Consider the following 18,138-nt stretch of genomic DNA (forward strand, 5'->3'; position numbering starts at 1 on the left):
CCCAGTGTGGCCGGTCGCCCTCTCAGGCCGGCTACCCGTCGTCGCCTTGGTAGGCAGTTACCCCACCAACAAGCTGATAGGCCGCGGGCCCATCCCTAGCCAGTAACCTTTTCCACTTCAGAAGATGCCTTCCGAAGTCGTATCCGGTATTAGCCCCGGTTTCCCGGGGTTATCCCAGTGCTAGGGGCAGGTTGCCCACGTGTTACTCACCCGTTCGCCGCTAGGACACCTTCCCGAAGGAAGGGCCTCGCTCGACTTGCATGTGTTAAGCACGCCGCCAGCGTTCGTCCTGAGCCAGGATCAAACTCTCCGTGAAGGTATATTGATAACCCCGGCAAAGCCGGTTTATCGACACAGAAAGCTGCCGTCTTTGGCAGACGACATTCAATCACTGGTCCATACGAGCTGGGTGTTTCTTTTGCTCGATGTACCAAAGGAATCTTGTTCACGCCCGGCGATGCCGAACGTGGACGAGAGTTAATAAATGGCACTAACTTTCGGCACGCTGTTGAGTTCTCAAGGAGCGGACGCGCACCGTCACAAGCCCTTACGGCATGATCGGGGGCAACCCGAATGACACTACCTGGTCGGTTTCGCCCGGTCAAACACGACCGGCACCGCCCACAATCCCACTTGGTCGGGGCGCTCGAAGAGTCTCGCGCCTCGTGCTTTGGGGACATTCCGCCTGGCTCCGGGTCGCTCGGCCTGTCGGCCTGAGCCGTCCCCCGGATCCGTCTCGCGGACAGCGCCAACACTAGCCAGCGCGTCGGCGCAGTGCAAACTCGCCCGCTGCCCGCGCGTCGCCCAGCATTTCCGGCGATTTTCGCGCTCCGGAGGCCGCTAGTGCCTGCCCCCTCGTCCGTGGCTGGACCTGTGAGCTGGGTTACGCAGAGGTTTCGGCGCTGACGAGTCGGACGGCCCGTCGCTTGCCGGACGCGAGCACCCGGTCGATCAGCGCCACGCGTGGCACGTCGACGGCATGCACCGGCTCGCCGTCAACGCGGACGGCCCCGCCCTTGATGTCCCGGCGCGCTGCGCTGGTGCTGACGGCGAGGCCGGTGGCGACGAGGAGAGCGGGCAGATGCACCGGATCGGCGAGCCCGAGCGCGAAGTGCGGCACGTCTTGCGGCACCTCGTGGCGGCGGAACAGCGCGTCGAATCGCTCTTCCGCCGCACGGGCGGCGTTCGCGCCGTGGTACAGCGTGACAACGGCTGCGGCGACCTCTCGCTTCGCCTTGTTCGCCGCGGCGCCGCCGGCCTCGACGGCGGCCTCGAGCTCAGCGACCCGCCGTGGGTGCAGCGCGGTGCATAGCCGGGCGTACATGCCGACGACGGAGTCCGGGATGCTCATCAGCTTGCCGAACTGCTCTTCGGGCGATTCGGCGATGGCGATGTAGTTGCCGAGCGACTTGCCCATCTTCTCGACGCCGTCCGTGCCGACGAGCAAGGGCATGGTGAGCACGGCCTGTGGCGCCTGCCCGCGGGAGCGCTGGAGCTCCCGCCCTACCAGATTGTTGAAGGTCTGGTCCGTCCCGCCGAGCTCGACGTCCGCGCGGATCTCGACCGAGTCGATGCCCTGCAGCAGCGGATACACGAACTCGGACAGGCTGATCGGCTGGCGTGCGGCGAAGCGCCGGGCGAAGTCGTCGCGCTCGAGCAACTGGGCCACGGTCATCTGCCGGGTGTAGCCGAGGATGTCGGCGAGGCTCAGCACGCCGAGCCAATCGGCGTTGTTGACGACCTCGGTGCGCCCCGGGTCGAGCACGCGCATGAGCTGGTCGAAGTACCCCTTCGCGTTGGCGATGACGTCGGCCGCGCTCTGCGCCGCGCGAGTCGCCGTCCGGCCGGACGGGTCGCCCACCTGCCCGGTGAAGCCGCCGACGACAAGGACGGCGGTGTGGCCGAGATCCTGGAACTGGCGCAGCTTGCGCAGCACGACGGCGTGGCCCAGTGTGAGGTCGCTGCCCGACGGGTCGATGCCGAGCTTGACGCGCAGCGGCCGGTTGTCCCGACGCGCCGCGAGCAGCCGCTCGGCCAGCCCGTCGGCCGGCAGGATCTGGGCGGCGCCGGACGCCAGCACCTCGTGCGCTTCGCGCAGGTCGGGCGGCAGCCGCGCCGTGGGGTCCTCGCTCACGCAGCTCAGTCTGCCGGTCGCGGCGGCCGTTGTTTGCGGCCGCCCGCCTTGTAGGCCGACACCGACGGCGCGTCCGGGACCCAGAACCGCAATGGCCGGTGCGCCGCGGCGGTGATGCCGACCCGCGGACCGGTCGCCAGCGTGCGAGGTCGGCGCGCCGCGACGCCGCCGAGCTGGACCTCCGCGTCGACGGCCAGCAGGTCTATGCCGTTCTGCGCGGCGTCGAGCGCCAGGCAGGTCGCCAGCCGAGCCGGCCCGCGGGCGAGGTCGGCCGGGCGGCGCGCGGCGGGCCGGCGCGCGAACGCGACGTCCACGCCGTCGACGACGTCGCCGGCGCGCAGCAGGACTGCGGCGGCCACCCCGTCGACGCCGCAGACGACGTTTGCGCACCAGTGCATGCCATAGGTGAAGTAGCAGTAGAGATGGCCGGGCGGGCCGAACATGACCGCGGTGCGGGTCGTCCGCCCCCGGAACGCGTGCGACGCAGGATCATCGAGGCCCTCGTATGCCTCGACCTCGGTCAGCCGGACCGCGACCCGGGCGCCGCCGACGCTGGACGTGACCACGGCGCCGAGAAGACGGGGCGCGACGGAGGTCGCCGCCCCGCTCAACCTGCGCCGGAGCTCGTCGGTCACCGAGACGCCGTCACTGCGCCGAGGCGGCCCACGCAGCCTGGTCGTCCACCGTCGCGGTCAGCAGCTCAAGCTGGCGAATCACCTGCGCCGGCGCGGTGCCGCCGACAGCCGATCTCGCCCGCAACGCGCCGTCGACCGACAGCACGGCGCGAACGTCCGGCGTCAGCCGCTCGTCGATCTCGGCCAGCTGCGCGTCCGTCACATCCGCCAGGTCGACGCCGTGCCGTTCGCAATAGGCGACGAAGGCGCCGCTGATCTCGTGCGCCTCGCGGAACGCGACGCCGTTTCGGACGAGCCACTCGGCGACGTCGGTGGCGAGCGCGAAGCCGGCCGGCGCCGCGTCGGCCAGCCGCTGCTCGTCGAACACGAGGGTGGCGATCAGTCCGGCCACGGCGGGCAGCAGCACGAGCAGCTGATCGACGGTGTCGAACACCGGCTCCTTGTCCTCCTGCAGATCGCGGTCGTAGGCGAGCGGCAGCCCCTTCAGCGTGGCCAGCAGGCCGGTGAGGTTGCCGATGAACCGCCCGGATTTGCCGCGGGCCAGCTCGGCGATGTCCGGGTTCTTCTTCTGCGGCATGATCGACGAGCCGGTCGACCAGGCGTCGTCGAGGCGCGCCCAGCCGAACTCGGACGTCGCCCACAGGATCACCTCTTCGCCGATCCGCGAGAGATGCACGCCGAGCAGCGCGGCGACGAAGAGGAACTCCGCGGCGAAATCGCGGTCGGACACGGCGTCGATGGAGTTGTCCGCCGGCCGGTCGAAGCCGAGCTCGGCGGCCACCCGGGCCGGGTCGAGCGGCAGCGAGGAGCCAGCGAGCGCGCCGGCACCGAGCGGGCTGACGGCGGCGCGCCGGTCCCAGTCGCGCAGCCGGTCGACGTCGCGGGACAGCGCGTGCACATGTGCCAGCAGGTGATGCGCCAGCAGCACCGGCTGGGCGTGCTGCAGATGCGTCATGCCCGGCATCGGCAGCTTAGGATGAGCTCGCGCCTGCCCGATCAACGCCGTTTCGACCTCCGTGATCGCGAGCGCCACCTTGCGCGCGTGCTCGCGCAGGTACAGGCGCAGGTCCGTCGCGATCTGGTCGTTGCGGCTGCGCCCGGCGCGCAGCTTGCCGCCGAGCGCGCCGAGCCGCTCGATCAGCCCGCGTTCGAGCGCGGTGTGCACGTCCTCGTCGGCGACGGTCGCGACGAACGCGCCAGATGCGACGTCGGCGCCGAGCTCGTCCAACGCCACCAGCATATGCGTGCACTCGTCGTCGGTGAGCAGTCCGGCCGCGTGCAGGACCCGGGCATGCGCTTTCGAGGCCCGTAGGTCGTACGGCGCGAGCCGCCAGTCGAAATGCACGGACAGCGAGAGCTGGGTGAGCGCGTCGGACGGGCCGCCGGCAAACCGGCCGCCCCAGAGCCGGCCGGCGCCCGGCCGCTCAGTCAACTCCCGACTCCATCGCCGCATGGTCGAGCACCGTCTCGTCGCTGCCCACCGTTCCCGCCCCGCGCGAGTTGGCGGCGATGCGATCGGCGCCGCCCTCGTCCAGACCGGCGGCCTCGAGTTCGCTGAACAGGTAGGTGCGGCTGAGCTGGCCGGCGGAGCCCGCCGCATACTGCTCGAGCTTGGCGCGCGAGTCGGCGATGTCCAGGTTGCGCATGGTCAGCTGGCCGATCCGGTCGCCCGGGCCGAAGGCGGCGTTCTCGGTCCGCTCCATCGACAGCTTGTCCGGGTGGTAGGACAGCTCTGGGCCGCGGGTGTCGAGCAGCGTGTAGTCCTCGCCGCGGCGCAACCGCAACCGCACCTCGCCGGTGACGAGCGAGGCCACCCAGCGCTGGATCGACTCGCGCAGCATGAGCGCCTGCGGGTCGAGCCAGCGCCCTTCGTAGAGCAGCCGGCCGAGCCGGCGGCCCTCGAGGTGGTAGTTGGCGATGGTGTCCTCGTTGTGGATGGCGTTCAGCAGCCGCTCGTAGCCGATCCAGAGCAGCGCCATGCCCGGCGCCTCGTAGATGCCGCGCGACTTCGCCTCGATGATCCGGTTCTCGATCTGGTCGGACATGCCGAGCCCGTGCCGGCCGCCGATCAGGTTCGCGTCGTGGACGAGGGCCACCGGGTCGTCGTAGGCGACGCCGTTGATCGCGACCGGCCGGCCGGCGGCGAAGCGCAGCACGACGTCCTCGCTGTCGATGGCGACCGACGGGTCCCAGAACTGCACGCCCATGATCGGGGTGACGGTCTCGAGCGAGACGTCGAGATGCTCGAGCGTCTTCGCCTCGTGGGTGGCGCCCCAGATGTTGGCGTCGGTCGAGTACGCCTTCTCCTTGCTGTCGCGGTAGGGCAGCTCGTGCTCGACCAGCCACTGGCTCATCTCCGCGCGGCCGCCGAGCTCGGTGACGAACTCGGCATCCAGCCACGGCTTGTAGATGCGCAGGTCGGGATTCGCGAGCAGCCCGTAGCGGTAGAAGCGTTCGATGTCGTTGCCCTTGAACGTCGAACCGTCGCCCCAGATGTGCACGTCGTCGGTGTGCATCGCCCGCACGAGCATGGTGCCGGTGACCGCCCGGCCGAGCGGGGTGGTGTTGAAGTACGCGCGCGAGCCGGAGCGGATGTGGAACGCGCCGCAGGCGAGTGCGGCGAACCCCTCCTCGACGAGCTCACGACGGCAGTCGACGGCCCGGGCGAGCTCGGCGCCGTAGGCGGTGGCCCGGGCGGGGACGCCGGCGATGTCCGGCTCGTCGTACTGCCCGATGTCCGCGGTGTAGGCGCACGGGACCGCGCCCTTGGCGCGCATCCAGGCGACTGCGACGGAGGTGTCGAGGCCGCCGGAGAACGCGATGCCGACGCGCTCGCCGACAGGCAGGGAGCTGAGGACCTTGCTCACGGGCGGGCGTCTCCTTGGCGGGATGCGAACGGGGTCAGACGGTGTGCGGCAGGGTCAGCAGCCGGTCGGCGAGCGCGCGGCCGCCGCGGGCGTCGCGGGCGACGACCAGAATCGTGTCATCCCCGGCGATCGTGCCGAGCACGTCGGGCAGCGCCGCGCGGTCGATCGCGGACGCCAGGAACTGCGCGGCGCCGGGCAGGGTGCGCAGCACGACGAGGTTCGCGCTCGCCTCGGCGGACGTCAACATCTCGCTGAGCAGCCGGGCCAGCCGGTGCGGCGGCGCGTCGTCCGAACGCCGGGCGGCCAGCGGCGAGCCGTCCTCAGGGACGACGTAGGCGGCCAACCCGCCGTCCGGGGTGCGCAGTTTCACCGCGCCCAGCTCGTCAAGATCGCGCGACAGCGTGGCCTGGGTGACGTGCATCCCCGCGGCGGCGAGCAGCTCGGCCAGCTCGGCGTGCGAACGGACCGAGCGGCCGGCGAGCACCTCGACGATGCGGGCATGCCGAGCTGCCTTCGTGACGCGGTCGACCTTCGGCGCGCTCACGAGGATCCGCGTCGGGTTCGTGCCCGGTCCCGGCGTGCAGTGCTCATGCCGATCGCTCCAACAAGAACGTCAACAGCGCCTTCTGCGCGTGCAGGCGGTTCTCCGCCTCGTCCCAGACCACGCTCTGTGGTCCGTCGAGCACGGCGCCTTCGATCTCCTTGCCGCGGTAGGCGGGCAGGCAGTGCAGCACGATCGCGTCCTGCGCCGCGGCCTCGAGCGCGCTCGTCGTCACCGTGTAGTCGAGGAACGGCAGCTCGCGCAGGGCCCGTTCGTCCTCCTGCCCCATCGACACCCAGGTGTCGGTGGCCACGACGTCCGCGCTGGAGAGGGCAGCGCTCGGATCGGTCGTCACCAGCACGGACCCGCCCGTGCCCGCGGCGATTCGCTGGGCGTCGGCGACGATCGCCGGGTCGGGCTGGAAGCCGGCCGGACCGGCCACTCGCACGTGCAGGCCGGCCGCGGCGCCGCCCAACAGGTACGAGTGCGCCATGTTGTTCGCCGCGTCGCCGACGTAGGCGAACGACAAGCCAGCGAGTTGCTTCTTGTGCTCGCGGACAGTCTGCAGGTCGGCGAGGATCTGGCACGGGTGGAACTGGTCGGTCAGCGCGTTGACGACCGGCACCGGGCTGACCGACGCCATCTCGGCGATCCGCTCCTGGCCGAAGGTGCGCCAGACGATCGCCGACACCTGGCGGGACAGCACCCGGGTCGTGTCGGCGATCGACTCGCGCACGCCGATGCCGGCGAGGCGGCCGTCCACGACGATGGGCACGCCGCCGAGTTCCGCGACGCCGACGGAGAACGACAGCTGGGTGCGCAGCGTCGGCTTGTCGAACAGCAGCGCGACGCCCTGCGGCCCGGCGAGCGGGCGGTGCAGGTGTCGGTCGGCCTTCATCGCGTCGGCGAGGTCGAGCACCTCGAGCAGCTCTGCCGGGTCGAGGTCGTCGTCGCGCAGGAAGTGTCTAGGCATCCGCGCCATCCTCGGCTGTCGCCGCGGCGACCTCGTGGAGCGCGGCGGCCAGCATGGGCGCCGCCTCGTCCACCTCCGCCTCGGTGAGCACGAGCGGCGGGGCGAGACGCAGGGCCGTGGGCTTCACCGCGTTGACGAGCAGCCCGCGGCGGCGAGCAGCGGCCTCGACCGCGGACGCGTGCGGGCCGGTGAGGCCAACCGCGCGCCACAAGCCGCTGCCACGGGTCTCGGCGACCAGCGGGCTGTCCAACGCGTCCAGCCTCCGGGCGAGGTGCTCGCCCACCCGTTTGACGTTGTCGAGCAGGCCGTCGTCGGCGATGGTGGCAAGCACCGCAAGGGCGGCGGCGCAGGAGACCGGGTTGCCGCCGAAGGTGCTGCCGTGGTCGCCCGGCGCGAACAGCTCGCCGGCCGCGCCCACGCCGAGGCAGGCGCCGATCGGCAAGCCGCCGCCGAGCCCCTTCGCGAGGGTGATGACATCCGGGCGGACGCCCTCGGCCTGGGTGGCGAACCACGAGCCGGTGCGGCCGATGCCGCTCTGCACCTCGTCGACGATCAGCAACGCGCCGCCGTCGTCGCAGATCGACCGCGCTGCCGCGAGGAAGCCGGCGGGCGGCGCGATCACGCCGCCTTCGCCGAGCGTCGGCTCGACGATGACCGCGGCGGTGCGTGGGCCGACCGCGCGGCGCAGGGCAGCCGCGTCGCCGTAGTCGACGAACGTGACCGGGCCGGGCAACGGCGCGAACGGCTCGCGCTTGGCGGCGTTGCCGGTGACCGACAGCGCCCCGAACGTCCGCCCGTGGAAGCTGTCGTGGCAGGAGACGATCTCGGCGCGGCCCTGCGCGCGGCCGGCGAGGCGGGCCAGTTTGAGCGCGCACTCGTTGGCCTCTGCGCCGCTGTTGGCGAAGAAGACGCGGGCGGGCAGGTCGAGCAGCTCGACCAGCTTCTCGGCGAGGCGAACGCCGGGTTCGTGTATCGCGAGGTTGGACGTGTGCGCGAGCCGGCCGACCTGCTCGGTGACCGCGGCGACGAGCGCCGGGTGCGCGTGGCCGAGCGAGGACACCGCGATGCCGCCGACGAAGTCGAGGTAGGAGTTGCCGTCGACGTCCCACACGCGCACGCCCTGGCCGTGGTCGAGCGCGAGGGGCGGCGTGCCGTAGTTCGGCATCATGACGGCCTGCCAGCGTTGCGAGATGGTCATCGCTCACCCTCCTTCGCAGGCACGACCATCGTGCCCACGCCCTCACTGGTGAAGATCTCGAGCAGCAGCGCGTGCGGCACGCGGCCGTCGAGGACGTGCGCGCGCGGCACGCCGCCCTGCACCGCCCGCAGGCACGCTTCCATCTTCGGCGCCATTCCGCTGCCGAGGCGGGGCAGCAGCTCGGCGAGGTCGTCGGCGTCGATCTGGCTGATGACCTCATCGCTGGCCGGCCAGTCGGCGTACAGGCCCTCGACATCGGTGAGCACGATCAACTTCTCCGCGCCGAGGCCGACCGCGACCGCGGCGGCCGCGGTGTCCGCGTTGACGTTGTAGGTCAGCCCGTCCCGGCCGCGGGCGACGGTGGCGAGCACCGGGATCCGGCCGGCGTCGACGAGCGCGAGCATCGCCGACGGGTCGACCTCGACGACGTCGCCGACCTGACCGACGTCGACCGGCACGCCGTCGACCATCGCGTGTCGGCGTTCGGCAGTGAGCAGGCTCGCGTCCTCGCCGGACATGCCGATCGCGAACGAGCCGTGGTCGTTGAGCAGGTTGACGATGTCGGCGTTGACCGAGCCGGTCAGCACCATCCGCACGACGGAGACCATCTCCGGCGTGGTGACGCGCAGGCCGCCCCGGAATTCCGACTGGATGCCCAGTCGGCTCAGGTGTTCGGTGATCTGCGGGCCGCCGCCATGCACGATGACCGGCTTGAGGCCGGCGTAGCGCAGGAACATGACGTCCTCGGCGAAGGCGGCCTGCAGTTCCGGGCTCACCATCGCGTTGCCGCCGTACTTGATGACGACGATCTTGTCGTGGAACTGGGCGAGCCACGGCAGGGCGTCGACCAGGGTGGCCGCCTTCACGTGCGCGCTTCCCGCCGGAGCTGCCGCGCTCATGTCGAGTAGGCCGAGTTCTCTTCGACGTAGGCGTGCGACAGGTCGTTGGTCCAGATCGTCGCCGCGTGCTCGCCGGCGTGCAGGTCGACCCGGATGTGGATCTGCCGGCCGGTGAGGTCCACCTTCTCGCGCGGCTCGCCCGCCGCGCCGGCCCGGCACACCTCGACGCCGTTGATCGCGACATCGAGCTCGTCCGGCCGAAAGGCGGCGCCGGTGGTGCCCACCGCGGCGAGCACGCGCCCCCAGTTCGGGTCGTTGCCGAACAGCGCGCACTTGAGCAGGTTGTTGCGCGCGATCGAGCGGCCGACCTCGACGGCGTCGTCCTCGTCGGCCGCCCGCACGACCTCGATCTCGACCTCTTTGGTGGCGCCTTCGGCGTCGGCGAGAAGCTGCGCGGCCAGATCGGCGCAGACGGCGCGCACAGCGGCGGCGAGCTGTTCGGCGGTCGGCTCGCTGCCGGCCGCGCCGCTGGCGAGCAGGACGACGGTGTCGTTGGTGGACATGCACCCGTCTGCGTCGATGCGGTCGAAGGTGGCGCGGGTGGCGGCGCGCAGGGCGGCCTCGAGGGTCGCCGCGTCAGCCGCGGCGTCGGTGGTGAGGACGCAGAGCATGGTGGCAAGTCCGGGCGCGAGCATGCCGGCGCCCTTGGCCATGCCGCCGACCGTCCACCCGTCGCCTTGATGGACCGCCTGCTTGGCGCGGGTGTCGGTGGTGCGGATGGCGTCGGCGGCCGCCGCGCCGCCGCTAGCGGCCAACGCGTCGACGGCGGCGTGCACGCCGGCGAGCAACGCCGGCATGGGCAGCCGCTCGCCGATCAGGCCAGTCGAGCAGACGATGACGTCGCCCGCGCCGATGCCCAGTTCGGCGGCGAGGTGCTCGGCCGTGCGATGGGTGTCGGCGAAGCCGTCCCGGCCGGTGCAGGCGTTGGCCCCGCCAGAATTGAGGACGACCGCGCGGGCGCGCCCGTCGGCGACGACCTGCCGGGACCAGACGACCGGCGCGGCTTGGACGCGGTTGCCGGTGAATACCGCGGCAGCGGCGTCGAGCGGGCCGTCGTTGACGACGACCGCGACGTCGAGCCCGCCGGACTGCTTTAGCCCGGCTGCGACACCGGCGGCGCGGAAACCGCGTGCGGCGGTGACGCTCATGCGCGGCCCGCGCAGCGTGTTGGGTGAGTGCTCACGGCGCGATCCCGTCGGCGGACAGCCCGGCGGTCTCGGGCAGGCCGAGCATCAGGTTCGCGTTCTGCAGCGCCTGGCCGGCCGCGCCCTTGCCGAGATTGTCGATGGCGCAGGTGACCACGATCCGACCGGAGTCGACGTCGATGACGGCCTGCAGGTGCGCGCTGTTGGAGCCGGCGGTCGCCGACGTGCGCGGCTGTTGCCCGATCGGCAGAACGTGCACGAACGGCTCGTCGCCGTAGGCCTGGACGAGCGCGGCCCGCGCGTCGTCGGCGGTGACCGCGCCCAACGGGCGCAGCGCGGCGGTGGAGAGGATGCCGCGCGGCATGGGCGCGAGCACCGGCGTCATCGTGAGCGTGCGCGCGCCGCTCGCCTGTTTGATCTCGGGGACGTGCCGGTGCGTGCCGACCTGGTAGCCGGTGAGATCGCCCATCACCTCGCTGCCGATCAAGTGCGTCAGCGCGGACCGGCCGGCGCCGGACGTGCCACTGGCGGAGGTGACCACGATGTCGTCGGCCTCGGCGACACCTGCGGCGACGAGCGGCGCGATCGCCAGGATCGCCGCAACCGCATGGCAGCCGGTGTTCGCGACGCGGCTGGCCGCCGAGATCAGCGCGCGCTGGCCGGGCAGCTCGGGCAGGCCGTAGGTCCACGCGGGATGGTGCTCGCCGCCGTAGTAGCGCTCGTGCGCCGCCGGATCCGTCAACCGGTGGCCCGAGCCGAGGTCCACGATCTTCGTCGACTGCGGCAGCGCGGCGGCGAGTGCCGGCGACGCGGCGTGCGGCAGCGCCAGGAACACCAGGTCCGCGTCGGCGAGCACATCGGCGGCCGTGTCGGCGAACACGACGTCGGCCACCGAGCGCAGGTTCGGGTGCAGGTCCCCGACCCGCTGGCCGGCGTTGCCGTGCGCGGTCGCCGCGACGAGGTCCAGGTCGGGGTGCGCAGCAACGAGGCGCAGCAGCTCGCCGCCGGCGTAGCCGCTGGCGCCCGCGATCGCGACCCGAACTCCCATATGCACAACTATGCACTACCGCGGAACTCCATACATCGGCGGGGCCGCGACGTCAGGCAAGCGCCGAACGGACTCAGGAACGCAGCGTCGCCCCGTGCCGATCCGCGGCAACCGACACGGCGGCGTCTCGCGCGGCGGTCGCCTCGTCAACGGTCATCGTCCGATCCGCCGCCCGGAAGCGCAGCGCGAACGCCAGCGACCGCACACCGTCGCCCAGTCGATCTGCGTCGGCGTAGACGTCGAAGAGGTTGATCGACTCCAGCAACGGACCGGCCGCGTCATGCAGGGTGCGCTCGACCTCGGCCGCCGGGACGTCGCTCGGCACGACCAGCGCGACGTCGAGCAGCACCGGCGGGTAGCCGGAGATCGACGGCGCCACGGCCGGCTGCGGCGTCGGCAGCACGTCGAGATCCAGCTCCATCGCACAGGTCCGTTCCGGCAGGCCGAGCGCGGCCACGACCCGGGGATGCAGCTCGCCGGCGTGGCCGATGACCCGTTCGTCGACGACCAGCGCGGCGCACCGGCCGGGATGCCACGGCGCGGTGTCCACCGGCCTGGTGGTGAGCTGGGTCCGGGCGGCGCGCGCGACGACGCGCGCGGCCTCGATCGCGTCCGCCCAGTCGCTCGGACGGGCAGGTCCCCACCAGCCAGCGGGGTCCGCGGCGCCGCAGAGCACGGCCGCGATCCGGCGCGGCTGGTCTGGCAGGCGCGCGTCGAGAGCAGCGATCTCGGTTTCGGTCGGCCGGTGCCCGACGCCGGGCAGCGGCGCAGGCGTCGCGGCCGGCTTGGGCAAGAACACCAGGCCAGTCTCGAATACCGCGAGATCGCGGTTGCCGCGCCCGATGTTGCGCAGCGCGACGGCGACGAGCCCCGGCAGCAGCGAGGTGCGCAGCTCCGGCTCGTCGGCCGAGATCGGGTTGACGAGCACGGCGGCCGGACCGGCTGACGGCGCAAGCTGGGCGCGGGCGGCCGGCGACACGAAGGGGAACGACAGCACCTCGGTGAAGCCCGCGCCGGCCAGCGCTCGGGTGACGCCGCGCAGCAGCTGTTGCCGACCGGTCAGGCCGGCGCCCGCTGGCGCCGACGGCAGGATCGAGGGCAGCTTGTCGTAACCGGCCAGGCGGACGACCTCCTCGACCAGATCCGCCGGGATGAGCAGGTCTGGCCGCCACGGGGGCGGCTGCACGCGCAGCAGATCGCCGTCCCCGTCGTCCCCGTCGACCCCGCCGACCGCGCAGCCGACGGCGTGCAGGTGGGCGATCACGTCCGGGCGGGCGATGGCCATGCCCGCCACCCGTCCGGGCAGCCGCGCGTCGAGCTGGATCGCCGGCGCCGCCGCCGGCGTGCCGACGACGGTGTGGCCGCCGACCGATTGCGCGCCGCCGTGCGCGGTGAGCAGCTCGACGCAGCGCGCCAGCGCCACATCGGCGATCTCGGGGTCGACACCGCGCTCGAAGCGCCTGGCAGCCTCGCTCGGCAGCCGGTGCCGGCGAACCGTCCGCGAGATGGACGACGGTGCCCAGTGCGCGGCCTCGAGCACGATGTCGGTCGTGTGCTCGCCGATCTCGGTGGCCGCGCCGCCCATCACGCCGGCGAGCGCGATCGGGCCGCTGGCGTCGGTGACAACGAGATCGTCGGGCGACAGCGTGCGAGTGACGCCGTCGAGGGTCGTCAGCGTCTCCCCCGACCGGGCCCGCCGCACCACGATCGGACCGCGGAGCTTCGCGCGGTCGAACGCGTGCAGCGGCTGACCGGTCTCGAGCATCACGTAGTTGGTCACGTCGACGGCGAGCGAGATCGAGCGCATGCCGCATTGCCGCAGCCGGCGCAGCATCCACTCGGGCGTCGGCGCCGCCGGGTCGAGCCCGACGACCGCCCGGGCGGCGAACCGGTCGCAGCCCGGGTCGCCGACGCGCACCTCGTACGCGCCGCCGTCGGGCGCGGGCACGTCGGCGGTGATGTCGGTGAAGCCGACGCCGAGCGCCGCGGCGCATTCGCGGGCGAGCCCGCGGATGGACAGACAGTAGCCGCGGTCGGTGGTGACCGCGATGTCCAAGACGGTCTCGCGCAGGCCGAGCGCGTCGAGCGCGTCGTCGCCCGGCTTCGCGGCTCCGGCCGGCAGCACGAGGATGCCAGCGTGATCCTCGCCCATGCCGAGCTCGCGGACCGAGCAGATCATGCCGTCCGAGACGTGTCCGTAGGTCTTGCGCGCGGCGATCGCGAAGCCGCCGGGCAGCACGGCGCCAGGCAGCGAAACGACCACGAGGTCGCCGACCGCGAAGTTGTGCGCCCCGCAGACGATTCCGCGAGGCTCGTCCTCGCCGACGTCGACGGAGCACCAGCGGATCGTCTTGCCGTTCTTCTGCGGCTCGTCTGCGGCGGACAGCACCCGGCCGACGACGATCGGGCCGGTGAGGTCGTCCGCGCCGGACTCGACACGCTCGACCTCGAGCCCGACGCGGATCAACGCGTCGGCGAGCTGTCGGCCGGTGATGCCCTTGGGGAGCGCGACATGCTCGGCCAACCAGCTGACCGGGGCCCTCATTGGTTGTCCTTCGGGGTCCACGCGGGACCGTAGAGCGTTGTGTGCGGAGCGTTCTCGTGGGGTGTTCTCACGCGTCCACTCCGAAGGCCTGGGTGAACCGGACGTCGCCCTCGAACATGTCGCGCATGTCCGCGGCGCCGCTGCGGAACATGAGCGCGCGGTCGATGCCCATGCCGAACGCGAAGCCGCTGTAGCGGTCCGGGTCGATGCCGCACGCGACCAGCACCCTCGGGTCGACCATGCCGCAGCCGCCCCATTCGATCCAGCCCTCGCTGCCGCAGGTGCGGCACGGCCGGTCGGGCTTCGTCAGCGATTCGCCGTGGCAGACGAAGCACAGTAGGTCAATCTCGGCGCTCGGCTCGGTGAACGGGAAGTAGTGCGGGCGCAACCGGGTCGACGTTCCGACGCCGAACAACCGCTCGGCCATGTGGTCGAGGGCGCCCTTGAGATGCGCCATCGTGAGGCCTTCGTCGACGGCGAGCCCCTCGAGCTGGTGGAAGACCGGCGAGTGGGTCGCGTCGACCTCGTCGGTGCGGTAGACCCGGCCGGGGCAGACGATGTGGATCGGCGGGGTGCGCTCGAGCATCGCGCGGATCTGCACCGGCGAGGTCTGCGTGCGCAGCACGACGCCGGAGTCCGGCGAGTCGACGTAGAAGGTGTCGGTGAGATCGCGGGACGGATGCTCAGCCGGGGTGTTTAGCGCGTCGAAGTTGAACCAACTCGCCTCGGCCTCGGGGCCTTCGGCGATCTCCCACCCCATGTCCAGGAAGATGTCGCCGAGCAATTCCTGCACGGTCGTGATCGGGTGTCGCGCGCCGATACGGCGCCGGCCGGTGGGCAGGGTGACGTCGACGGCCTCCTCGACGAGGACGCGCTCGTCCCGTTCGCGTTCGAGCTCGGCCTGCCGCGCGGCGATAGCGGTGTTGACTGCGCCGCGCGCCTTGCTGACCCGCTGGCCCGCGGCCGCCCGGCCGGCCGGGGGCAGCGCGCCGATCTCGCGGTTCGCGAGGGCAAGCGGCGAGCGGTCACCGGCGTGCGCCAGGCGCGCGGCCTTGAGCTGGTCGAGGTCAGCGGCGGCGGCAATGGCGGCCAGGGCATCGGCGACCGCGTGGTCGACGGCCTGCGGCTGCAGGGCGGCGACCTCGACGGGGTCGAAATTCTCAGAGGGCATGCGGCATTCCTGACGTGGGCACGGTCTGTGCGAGGGCAGAGCGTCCAGGGCTGACGGGGCGCTAACGCCCGGGCCTCAGGCGCGCGCGAAGGCGGCCGCGAGCCGCGCGGCAAACGTCATCGCGGGCGACGCCGTCTGCTGCGCGAACATGGCGCCAGCCTATCGCCAGGACGCAACGGCGCTTGCCAGAACCCGTGGCCCCGGGGCGGCGCGACGCGCCGAGGCGGCGCCGCTACCGGCCAAGACTCGAGTGGATCAGCGCTGGGCCCGGGCGCTCGCGTAAAGGCAGACCGCCGCGGCGGCGGCGAGGTTCAGACTCTCGGCTCGGCCGCGCAGCGGGACGCGCACGCTGTCCCGTGCCGCGTCGATCACCTCTCGCGGCAGGCCGTGCGCCTCGGAGCCGAACAGCCACATGGTCGGCGCGGCGAGCACGCCGGCGTCGATCAACTCGTCGAGGTCGCACGCGCCGGCGCCGGTTGTCGCGAGCGTCCGCAGCCCTGCTGCGTGTGCGGCGACCAGCGCGTCCATTGCCGAGCTGTCGAGGATCGGCAGGTGGAAGACGCTGCCGGCGCTGGCTCGAACAGCCTTGCCGTTGTAGGCGTCCACCCCTCCGTGGACCACGACGGCGTCGGCGCCTGCGGCGTCGGCGGTGCGGATCACCGTCCCCAGGTTGCCCGGGTCGTTCGGCTCGACCAGCAGCGCAAGCAGCCGGGGCCGGGCCGCCAACACCTCCGCGAGCGTCGGTTGGAAGAGCTGGCAGACCGCGACGAGGCCCTGCGGGGTGACGGTTTCAGACAGCGACGCGGCGTCCTTCGCCGAGATCTGCGCGGCGTTCACGGCGAGGTCCGGATGCCGCTCGCGGGCCTCGGCGGTGGCGAACAGGTCGAGGACCGCATCGGCGGCGAGCGCCTCGCGCACCGCTTGGGCGCCCTCGGCGAGAAAACGCCCGGCGTCGCTGCGGCCCTGCCGTCGGGTGAGACGGCGGGCCGCCGCGAGCCGGGCGTTGGCGGAGCTGAGCGGCACTGAGCGCTGACGTGGGGACGGCCCTCAGGCCGCCGGCGACTGCGCCGCGGCGCCGCCGATTCCTTCGGCGGCCACTGCCGCTCGGGAGACCTCGACCAGCGCGGCGAAGGCCGGCGCGTCGTTGACGGCGAGGTCGGCGAGGACCTTGCGGTCGACCTCGACACCGGCGAGCCGCAGGCCCTGGATGAACCGGTTGTAGGTCATGTCGTTTGCGCGAGCCGCCGCGTTGATGCGGGTGATCCAGAGCTGCCGGAAATCACCCTTGCGGTCCTTGCGGTCGCGGTACTGGTAGGTCGCAGAATGGAGCAGCTGCTCCTTGGCCTTGCGATAGAGCCGCGAGCGCTGCCCGCGGTAGCCGCTGGCGGCCTCGAGAGTGCTCCGGCGTTTCTTGTGGGCGTTCACTGCCCGCTTGACGCGTGCCACGGTGGATTCCTTGCGAGTCGGGCCGCTCGGCGATCGAGCGGCAGGTGGACGAAGGCGCGAGCCTCAGCGGCCGAGCATCCGCTTGACGCGGGGCACGTCGTTCGGCGACAGCGTCTGGGTCCCGGACAGCCGGCGGGTCAGCCGGGACGGCTTGTGCTCGAAGTTGTGCCGCATGCCGGCGCGCTGGACGAGCAGTTTGCCGGTGCCGGTCGTCTTCACCCGCTTCTTCATGCCGCTGTGCGTCTTGTTCTTGGGCATCGGAGGTCCTTTGGTTGGTACAGCGATGGAGGTGTTACTCGACGGCGTCGGGCTGCGGCTCGGCCGGCCGCGGCACCCGGGTGGCCCGGGTCGAGGCGCCGGCGCGATGCGGCGCCACGACCATGACCATGTTGCGGCCGTCCTGCTTCGGCGAGGACTCGACGAAGCCGAGTTCGCCGATGTCCTCGGCGAGACGTTGAAGCAGCCGGAACCCCAGCTCGGGGCGGGACTGCTCGCGGCCGCGGAACATGATCGTGACCTTCACCTTGTCGCCCTGCTTCAGGAACCGCTCGACGTGACCCTTCTTGGTCTCGTAGTCGTGCGAGTCGATCTTCGGGCGGAGCTTCATCTCCTTGATGACGGTGAGGGCCTGGTTGCGCCGGGCCTCACGCGCCTTCTGCGCGCTCTCGTACTTGAACTTGCCGTAGTCCATGAGCTTGCAGACGGGCGGGCGCGCCATCGGCGCGACCTCGACGAGATCCAGGTCGGACTCTGCCGCCAGCTCGAGGGCCTTGCCGATCGGCACGATGCCGACCTGCTCGCCTTCGGGGCCGACGAGGCGCACCTCGGGCACGCGGATCCGGTCGTTGATCCTTGGTTCGGAACTGATGGGACCTCCTAGAAGTCTTCTCGTAGAGCGGGTGCGCGGCAGCCCGTGAAGATGAGGACGGCCCCGCTGCGCGAGCGCGCACGGGGCCGAGGAGCCGACCGGTCCACGCCGCCGGAAAAGGCGGCGCTGCCCACCACCCGGCGGCAGCCGAGAGACGGGGACCGGACCCGACGCGCCGATGTCGCATGGCTGGTCGGGTGGGAGGCTCAAGGCTTCCGCTTGCACACCCCCGCCGAGAACGGGGGCTGGTCGCAGTGTCAGGGTATCAGCGTGGCCGAGCTGTCCCCAACTTCCGCGGGTGCGGCCGACACGTCCGCCACGTCCGCGGGCGAGGCCGAGGGTTCCGCGAGCGGGGCCGACGTTCGCGAGTTGGCCGAGATTCCGGCCGTCGAGGTGATCAGCCGCGCCGCGGTGCTGTTGATGAGCGCGGCCGCGGAGAAGCTCGGGCTCGCGCCCGACGGCGAGCAGGCGCTCGATCTCGACGAGGCGCGCCGGCTGATCGCCGCGCTCGCCGGCCTGCTGGCCGCCTCGCTCGGCGACCTCGGGCCGCACCGGATACCGCTGCGTGACGGGTTGCGCACGCTGCAGCAGGCGTTCCGCGAGGCGTCGCCGTATCCGGACGAACCGGGGCAGGGCCCGGGCGAGCGACTTCTGTCGTAGCCCGCGGG

Annotated in this window: 17 protein-coding genes and 1 rRNA gene; 1 reads left to right on the forward strand and 17 read right to left on the reverse strand. The window is 72.1% G+C overall.

Annotation, left to right across the window (positions count from 1 at the left end):
* From ACFFBG_RS09965 to infC, 17 genes are all read right to left on the reverse strand, one after another.
* Window positions 1-316: ribosomal RNA gene (locus ACFFBG_RS09965) — 16S ribosomal RNA — on the reverse strand; the annotation flags it as partial.
* A gap of 567 nt (window positions 317-883) precedes the next feature.
* Window positions 884-2,134 carry a tyrosine--tRNA ligase gene (gene tyrS, locus ACFFBG_RS09970; RefSeq protein WP_375478180.1) on the reverse strand — a complete coding sequence of 417 codons (1,251 nt, stop codon included), beginning with the start codon at window positions 2,132-2,134 and terminating at the stop codon, window positions 884-886.
* Window positions 2,135-2,139: 5 nt separating this feature from the next.
* Window positions 2,140-2,769 carry a DNA-3-methyladenine glycosylase gene (locus ACFFBG_RS09975; RefSeq protein ID WP_375478182.1) on the reverse strand — a complete coding sequence of 210 codons (630 nt, stop codon included), beginning with the start codon at window positions 2,767-2,769 and terminating at the stop codon, window positions 2,140-2,142.
* A 10-nt stretch (window positions 2,770-2,779) separates the two neighbouring features.
* Window positions 2,780-4,201: an argininosuccinate lyase gene (argH, locus tag ACFFBG_RS09980; protein WP_375478184.1), complete on the reverse strand. Its 1,422-nt coding sequence runs from the start codon at window positions 4,199-4,201 to the stop codon at window positions 2,780-2,782.
* On the reverse strand, window positions 4,194-5,636 hold the full coding sequence (gene argG, locus ACFFBG_RS09985; RefSeq protein WP_375478186.1) for an argininosuccinate synthase: 1,443 nt from the start codon (window positions 5,634-5,636) through the stop codon (window positions 4,194-4,196). Before argG ends, argH begins: the two co-directional genes overlap by 8 nt.
* Window positions 5,637-5,670: 34 nt before the next feature.
* Window positions 5,671-6,180, reverse strand: coding sequence for an arginine repressor (locus ACFFBG_RS09990; RefSeq protein WP_375478188.1), 510 nt, complete (start codon window positions 6,178-6,180; stop codon window positions 5,671-5,673).
* 43 nt (window positions 6,181-6,223) lie between these two features.
* Window positions 6,224-7,150: an ornithine carbamoyltransferase gene (gene argF / locus ACFFBG_RS09995; protein WP_375478190.1), complete on the reverse strand. Its 927-nt coding sequence runs from the start codon at window positions 7,148-7,150 to the stop codon at window positions 6,224-6,226.
* Entirely contained in the window at window positions 7,143-8,348 is a 1,206-nt protein-coding gene (locus ACFFBG_RS10000; RefSeq protein WP_375478192.1) for an acetylornithine transaminase, read from the reverse strand. The genes argF and ACFFBG_RS10000 overlap by 8 nt, the downstream gene beginning before the upstream one ends.
* The gene (gene argB / locus ACFFBG_RS10005) at window positions 8,345-9,247 is read right to left on the reverse strand and encodes an acetylglutamate kinase (RefSeq protein WP_375478194.1); all 903 of its coding nucleotides are present in this window, start codon (window positions 9,245-9,247) and stop codon (window positions 8,345-8,347) included. Before argB ends, ACFFBG_RS10000 begins: the two co-directional genes overlap by 4 nt.
* Window positions 9,244-10,395, reverse strand: a complete 1,152-nt coding sequence (gene argJ, locus ACFFBG_RS10010; RefSeq protein WP_375478196.1) for a bifunctional glutamate N-acetyltransferase/amino-acid acetyltransferase ArgJ — start codon at window positions 10,393-10,395, stop codon at window positions 9,244-9,246. Before argJ ends, argB begins: the two co-directional genes overlap by 4 nt.
* Before the next feature lie 31 nt (window positions 10,396-10,426).
* The gene (gene argC / locus ACFFBG_RS10015; protein ID WP_375478198.1) at window positions 10,427-11,440 is read right to left on the reverse strand and encodes an N-acetyl-gamma-glutamyl-phosphate reductase; all 1,014 of its coding nucleotides are present in this window, start codon (window positions 11,438-11,440) and stop codon (window positions 10,427-10,429) included.
* A gap of 73 nt (window positions 11,441-11,513) precedes the next feature.
* Window positions 11,514-13,985: a phenylalanine--tRNA ligase subunit beta gene (gene pheT / locus ACFFBG_RS10020; RefSeq protein ID WP_375478200.1), complete on the reverse strand. Its 2,472-nt coding sequence runs from the start codon at window positions 13,983-13,985 to the stop codon at window positions 11,514-11,516.
* A gap of 67 nt (window positions 13,986-14,052) precedes the next feature.
* A complete protein-coding gene (pheS, locus tag ACFFBG_RS10025; protein WP_375478201.1) occupies window positions 14,053-15,156 on the reverse strand; it encodes a phenylalanine--tRNA ligase subunit alpha in 1,104 nt (367 codons plus the stop codon).
* A gap of 255 nt (window positions 15,157-15,411) precedes the next feature.
* Window positions 15,412-16,179: a TrmH family RNA methyltransferase gene (locus ACFFBG_RS10030; protein ID WP_375478203.1), complete on the reverse strand. Its 768-nt coding sequence runs from the start codon at window positions 16,177-16,179 to the stop codon at window positions 15,412-15,414.
* 24 nt (window positions 16,180-16,203) lie between these two features.
* Window positions 16,204-16,602 carry a 50S ribosomal protein L20 gene (gene rplT / locus ACFFBG_RS10035; RefSeq protein WP_375478205.1) on the reverse strand — a complete coding sequence of 133 codons (399 nt, stop codon included), beginning with the start codon at window positions 16,600-16,602 and terminating at the stop codon, window positions 16,204-16,206.
* A 63-nt stretch (window positions 16,603-16,665) separates the two neighbouring features.
* On the reverse strand, window positions 16,666-16,860 hold the full coding sequence (gene rpmI / locus ACFFBG_RS10040) for a 50S ribosomal protein L35 (RefSeq protein ID WP_375478207.1): 195 nt from the start codon (window positions 16,858-16,860) through the stop codon (window positions 16,666-16,668).
* A 34-nt stretch (window positions 16,861-16,894) separates the two neighbouring features.
* Complete coding sequence (gene infC / locus ACFFBG_RS10045; protein WP_375478708.1) at window positions 16,895-17,512, reverse strand: translation initiation factor IF-3; 618 nt, start codon at window positions 17,510-17,512, stop codon at window positions 16,895-16,897.
* A 327-nt stretch (window positions 17,513-17,839) separates the two neighbouring features.
* Here infC and ACFFBG_RS10050 point away from each other — a divergent pair, with 327 nt between their 5' ends.
* Window positions 17,840-18,130 carry a DUF1844 domain-containing protein gene (locus ACFFBG_RS10050; protein WP_375478710.1) on the forward strand — a complete coding sequence of 97 codons (291 nt, stop codon included), beginning with the start codon at window positions 17,840-17,842 and terminating at the stop codon, window positions 18,128-18,130.
* Window positions 18,131-18,138: the final 8 nt, after the last annotated feature.

Source organism: uncultured Jatrophihabitans sp., assembly GCF_964251945.1.
Lineage (GTDB): Bacteria > Actinomycetota > Actinomycetes > Mycobacteriales > Jatrophihabitantaceae > Jatrophihabitans.